This is a genomic window from uncultured Nostoc sp. (genome assembly GCF_964247315.1).
GTDB lineage: Bacteria > Cyanobacteriota > Cyanobacteriia > Cyanobacteriales > Nostocaceae > Nostoc.
Genome location: NZ_CAXTTT010000101.1, coordinates 21,717 through 27,991 on the forward strand (window position 1 = coordinate 21,717; position 6,275 = coordinate 27,991).

A 6,275-nucleotide genomic window follows, 5' to 3' on the forward strand; every position below is an offset into this window, starting at 1 on the left:
ATATTCATTCTCTTCTAAGAATTGTTTAATTTTTTCTGGGAATTGGACATTGAGAAGAGATAAGGTAGACAAGGAAGAGACTTGTTCAATAATTACCCCTTGTCCCCCTTGTCTCCTCATCTCCCCTGCTCCTCTGCTTCCCTACTCTCTACTCTTTAGCGATCAGGCAGTACTCTTGGATAGTTTTTACATCCAAAGTGGTATTTTGTAAGGAACGGATGGCGGCGACGGTAGCTTTTGCACCGGCGATGGTAGTAATGATGGGAATTTTGTAAGCTAAGGCTGTGCGGCGGATTAACCTAGCATCAGTCTGGGCTTCTTCCCCTGATGGTGTGTTGATAATAAGTTGGATTTTCTGGTTTTTGATCGCATCAAGGACGTGGGGACGACCTTCATGGAGTTTTAACACTAATTCAATATTTAACCCCTGTTCCAGAAGAACTCGGCGTGTACCAAGGGTAGCCATCACTGTAAAGCCCAAATCTATAAATTCCTTGACCACACTACTTGTAGCAGCTTTATCGCGATCGCTCATTGATACAAATACAGTTCCCGTTAACGGTAAACGCTCCCCAGCACCCATCTCCGCTTTGGCAAAGGCACGGCCAAAGTCGCTGTCAATCCCCATCACCTCACCAGTGGATCTCATTTCTGGGCCCAATATTGTATCAGTTCCTGGGAATTTATTAAAGGGTAATACAGCTTCTTTTACAGCAATATGTGTGGGAATGATTTCCTCGGTAAAATGTAGCTCCTCTAAGGTTTTACCTGACATAATTAAGGATGCTAGTTTCGCCAACTGTACGCCCGTTGCTTTAGAAACAAATGGGACTGTACGCGAGGCGCGGGGGTTGGCTTCCAAAATGTAAACTTGGGGAGAATAACTGCTTGCGCCGACAACAGCAAATTGGATATTCATCAACCCCACGACTGACAGCGCTTGCGCTAGCTGCACCGTCCAAGTGCGAATTTGATTGAGAACTGCTGGTGATAGGGAAATGGAAGGTAAGGAACAAGCGGAATCTCCTGAGTGAATCCCCGCTTGTTCTATGTGTTCCATGATGCCACCAATCACTACTCGTCCGGTATGATCGGCGATCGCATCTACATCCACTTCGATCGCATTTTCTAAAAACTTATCAATCAAAATCGGATGTTCTGGTTCCACTAGTACCGCAAAGGTCATGTAGCGTTCCAACTCAGCATCAGAATAGACGATTTCCATTGCCCGTCCCCCTAACACATAGCTGGGACGCACCACCACTGGATAGCCAATGCGTTTAGCAACAATCAACGCATCTTCGTAACTCCGCGCAATACCATTAGGCGGTTGGGCAATATTCAACTGTTGAAGAATCTTTTCAAACCGCTCCCGGTTTTCAGCCATGTCGATGGAATCTGGTGATGTACCCCAAATTTGAGTGCTGAGTGCTGAGTCCTGAGTGCTGAGAAATTGCTGGAGTGGGATAGCCAACTTCAGCGGGGTTTGCCCGCCAAACTGGATTATCACCCCAACTGGATTTTCAGTTTCGATAATATTAAGGACATCTTCCTTTGTTAAAGGCTCAAAGTAAAGGCGATCGCTGGTATCGTAGTCTGTCGAAACTGTCTCTGGGTTGGAGTTGACCATAATTGTCTCATACCCCGCATCCTTCAAGGCATAAGCGGCATGACAACAACAGTAATCAAACTCAATTCCCTGTCCAATGCGGTTGGGGCCACCACCCAAAATTAATACTTTTGGCTTAGTTGCTGACAAAACCTCTGTTTCTTCTTCGTAGGTAGAATAGTAGTAGGGGGTAAAGGCTTCAAACTCAGCGGCGCAGGTATCTACGGTTTTGTAAACTGGGATGATTCCTAGTTGTTTGCGGTAGGCGCGAACTTCATCTTCAGTGGTTTTGGTGGCGTAAGCAATCTGGCGATCGCTATATCCGTCCCGCTTCACTTCATAAAGTTGTTCTTTTGTCAATTGCTGTAAAGGTGTCCGCTTGAGGAATTTTTCAACATCTAGCAGTTGCTGAAATTTATCTAAGAACCACGGGTCAATACCAGTCAGTTCGTAGATTTCCTCAGCACTAATTCCTAGTTGCAAGGCATGGCGCACGGAGAAAATGCGATCGGGGTTAGGTGTCCGCAGTTGAGCGCGAATTTGTTCGCCACTGGGTAATTTTTCGGCTTGATCGCAACCCCAACCAGCGCGTCCAGTTTCGAGCGATCGCAGTGCCTTTTGGAAGGATTCGTTAAATGTCCGCCCAATTGCCATTGCTTCCCCGACTGATTTCATTTGGGTTGTCAGCACTGGCTCGGAACCGGGGAACTTTTCAAAGGCGAAGCGGGGGATTTTTGTCACCACATAGTCAATTGTCGGCTCAAAGGAGGCGGGAGTTTTCTTGGTGATGTCATTTTTAATTTCATCCAAGGTGTAGCCCACAGCCAATTTTGCGGCCATTTTGGCGATTGGGAAACCTGTAGCTTTGGAAGATAAAGCCGAACTGCGGGAAACGCGGGGGTTCATCTCAATTACAACCACATCGCCATTGAGCGGATTGACGGCAAACTGGATATTAGAACCGCCAGTTTCCACACCGATTTCGCGGATGATTTTAATTGCCATATCCCGCAGCCTTTGATATTCTTTATCAGTGAGGGTTTGCGCGGGAGCGACGGTAATAGAGTCTCCGGTGTGAATGCCCATCGGGTCAAGGTTTTCGATGGAACAGATAATCACCACGTTATCTGCCAAGTCACGCATCACTTCAAGTTCATATTCTTTCCAGCCGAGTAAAGACTGGTCAATGAGAATTTGCGAAACAGGACTGGCATCTATACCAACCTGTGCCATTTCTTCAAATTCTTCTTGGTTGTAGGCAATGCCGCCGCCACTTCCACCCATTGTGAAAGCTGGACGAATAATTAGGGGATAAGTACCAATTTGACGGGCAACAGCTTTGGCTTCTTCTAAAGATTCGGCTGTATCGCTAGGACAAACAGCTACCCCAATCCTTGCCATTGCTTCACCAAACAGCTTTCGATCTTCGGCTTTTTCGATCGCTGGGAGTTTAGCGCCAATTAACTCAACGCCGTACTTTTCCAACACCCCTTTTTTGGCTAAAGCAACGGCGAGATTGAGGGCAGTTTGTCCTCCCATCGTTGGTAGTAGAGCATCGGGGCGTTCTTTTTCGATGACTTTTTCGACCAATTCCGGCGTCAGCGGCTCAATGTAAGTGCGATCGGCCGTTTCCGGGTCGGTCATAATCGTTGCAGGGTTGGAGTTGACCAAAACCACTTCATAGCCTTCTTCTCGGAGTGCTTTGCAGGCTTGAGTGCCAGAGTAGTCAAACTCACAGGCTTGTCCAATTACAATTGGGCCAGAGCCTAACAGTAGAATCTTCCGGAGGTCGTCACGGCGGGGCATAGTCGTTGCCTTGGAATACGAGAATACAAATCCTGATCATTTTAAGGGTCTTTACCCCCTATGGTGCTTTTTATTATTAAGTTTTCTAAGTTTGATGATAGGAAGGACTGGGGAGTAGGGGAGTAGGGGAGAATAATTAATAAACAATGCCCAATGCCCAATACCCAATGCCCAACCATTATTTTTTATTTCTAATTTTATTTAATTACGATCCTCAAATTTCTAAAGCTTTTGCGAATCTTTATTATTTAATCTGATGAACCTTGCGATAAATGATGATTTATTTTGGCATCTATCTGTCTGCTTATTTATGCACAAATAAATTACTTAGAGAAAAATTGATCTTAACTAGCTAATTGCTAAATATTTTCAATGTTAAAGATTATATAAATATGTTTACTTAGATGAAAAATGGCAGAGAAATAGGTATACCATTCTCTGCCATTTTTTATAATATTTTAATAGTTGGACTGCCAACTTTTTCTTTGAGTCTAGGTAGACAAATCTAGATTATGAAAATTTTAGCTTTGAGCAGCTTGGACAAACCCTAAAGTTAAGCTGTCTTTGGCGAGGAAGTGAGATAAATGATATGCACGTTCCTCAGTTTTCAACAAAATCTTTTCGTACAGATAGCGTGTGCCTCGATCGCCTAAACTCTCTGCCTGAGCAGCTTGACGACGAATTACGCCAATGATTGCTTGTTCAGCAGCTAGGTCGTTTTCCACCATTTTGCGACAGGAATATACGCCTTCAGATTCTTGCTCAAAACAGGTTAATTCTGCTAATTTGCTGAAGGTAGCTACTGGCACACCACCTAGTCCATCCAAACGTTCGCCAATTTCATGAACGTGATCTTGTACTTGGTTGTAGCTTTCGTTAAAAAACTCATGCAGAGAGTAAAATTCTGAGCCTTCAACTACAAAATGATGCTTTTGGTACTGCAAGTACAGTGCCTGGAAACTAGCTAATATAACGTTAAATCCTTCTGTAACTGGAGCAGTTACACTGTGATCCAGCAATACAGGATTGTCATATACATGACCAAAATTTCGTAACAAAGTTTGCGTTTCAGACATTGTTCTCCTCATTATTTAGCAATTATAGATTTTAACTGCTCATTGTTTACATATTAACATTTTCACAATAAGAGCAAGCCAATTTGCCATCACAAGATTTTGTATTTTTGTTTACTAAAAGTCTTAAGTTTCTCGTTTGCTGGATTATGGCAAGCTCATCTAGTTGTGTATATTTTTCATTACTATTGACATGAAAACTTAAGTGTGCATATACCCCAAGAAGTGAGGGGAGATAGGGGAGTAAATACCTCCTTGTCCTAATTGTCCAGGTCATCCCCCCGATCTCCCTCATAGGAGGGTTGCAAAAATTTTATTCTTTTTCCAAAATTAATGAGAATAGTTTGCACTTAAGGTATGCTGGTTTTAAGACGCTAGACTTACTAAGACTTTCAAAAAGCAGGGAGTTAAATGGCGGTAGTTACTGCAAGTTTGTTGCACTTTGAGGGCAATTCTCTTGAAATCGTATAGTTCAGAAATAGAAATAAACCACCTTGTAGAGGTGAATTGGGTAGATCGGTGGCAAGTCTATCAACGTCTAGAGGAGTTAGACATTCCTTGTAGTTGTGCGGCTAACCAGCCATTAAAAGTTGAAATTAGCAATCTGACTGCGGCTGTTCAACTTTGGAGTGTAGTACGGCGATTTACAGCCTCTCGTCAAGACCAGATTTGGACTCTTGAGTGTTGCTGGAAAAGTCGCTACCAACAGTTATAATTTTTAGCTGCTGAGAATATCTTGCTTGATAGCTTGTATTAATTAAAAGGAGGTTAAAAAATGGGTGGATCTCACAATATGGAAGTATCAGAATTTTGCCTTGAGGGCAGATTTATAGATTTTGTTATTAAAGATGGCTATAAGCTGAAAGGTTTACTGCTGGCTACTCATGAGGGTGAATGCTACGTTAAACTCGCTAAACATTTACGGGCTGCTTTTGATTTGCGGCTACCAGCAGGTACTTGGCTACAAGTTGTTGGTTATAAAGAATACGATATAAAAAAAGACAAAATTACACTGAAAGCTGAACGTGTGATGGCGGCACGTTCTGAAATAGCAGCAGTTCAAAGCATCGCTGCACCACAAGAACCCCCATTTATTGATGATGTCAAGGTAAAACCAGCTAAGACTAAGGCCACGATTTTGGTGTGTCAAAAGTCTGATTGTATGAAACGCGGTGGTAAAGCAGTTTGTCAGGCGTTGGAGGCGGCTTTAAGCGATCGCGGTTTAGAAGACCAAGTTACAATCAAGGGCACTGGTTGTATGAAGAACTGTAAAGCTGGGCCGAATTTAGTTATGCCAGATAAAACACGCCATAGTCGAATTCAAGCTACACAAGTTCCCGCCTTGATGAATCAGCATTTTGGCGACAAAAATTTATCAGCACAGCCTGAGAATTTAAAGGAAATTGCGATATATAATGGCAAACTTTGGGGAAATAATTCATAAAATCTTGACATTTTAATCAGAAAGCTTAATAATATCTTCTCAAGTGTGTTCCGTTAATACTCGGCCTTAAGTCCGCTAGAAGTTTGCAATAAAATCAAAAAACTGGCTTTAATTAAGGCCAGTTTTTTGAATGAATAGGATTTTTATTGAGTAATTTTTAACTGAGATGCTCCCATCGTTTGCGAAAATTCAAGGGAATGTGATTGATTGGTGAGTAGGTAGACGCACTGAGGCTTGTGATTAGACATCGCTTACAGTAGAAGCGTCAATTATCAATGACTTAAAAACCTACTGTTGACAATTTCTGCTCAAATTCAAGCTTTGCTCTATCTTGAGTCGTCGT

General features: G+C 42.8%; 4 protein-coding genes. 2 read left to right on the plus strand and 2 right to left on the minus strand.

Annotated features, from left to right (window positions below; all coding sequences use genetic code 11):
• Window positions 1–148 precede the first annotated feature (148 nt).
• Entirely contained in the window at window positions 149–3,415 is a 3,267-nt protein-coding gene (carB, locus tag ACFE93_RS25590) for a carbamoyl-phosphate synthase large subunit (RefSeq protein ID WP_375477433.1), read from the minus strand.
• Window positions 3,416–3,936: 521 nt separating this feature from the next.
• On the minus strand, window positions 3,937–4,491 hold the full coding sequence (locus ACFE93_RS25595) for a Dps family protein (protein WP_375477435.1): 555 nt from the start codon (window positions 4,489–4,491) through the stop codon (window positions 3,937–3,939).
• 454 nt (window positions 4,492–4,945) lie between these two features.
• On the opposite strand from ACFE93_RS25595, the gene ACFE93_RS25600 reads away from it, so the two are divergent.
• Both ACFE93_RS25600 and ACFE93_RS25605 read left to right on the plus strand, forming a co-directional pair.
• Window positions 4,946–5,203 (plus strand): Asr1405/Asl0597 family protein, encoded by a 258-nt coding sequence (locus ACFE93_RS25600; RefSeq protein WP_375477437.1) that lies wholly within the window; start codon window positions 4,946–4,948, stop codon window positions 5,201–5,203.
• 60 nt (window positions 5,204–5,263) lie between these two features.
• A complete protein-coding gene (locus ACFE93_RS25605; protein WP_375477439.1) occupies window positions 5,264–5,932 on the plus strand; it encodes a (2Fe-2S) ferredoxin domain-containing protein in 669 nt (222 codons plus the stop codon).
• Window positions 5,933–6,275: the final 343 nt, after the last annotated feature.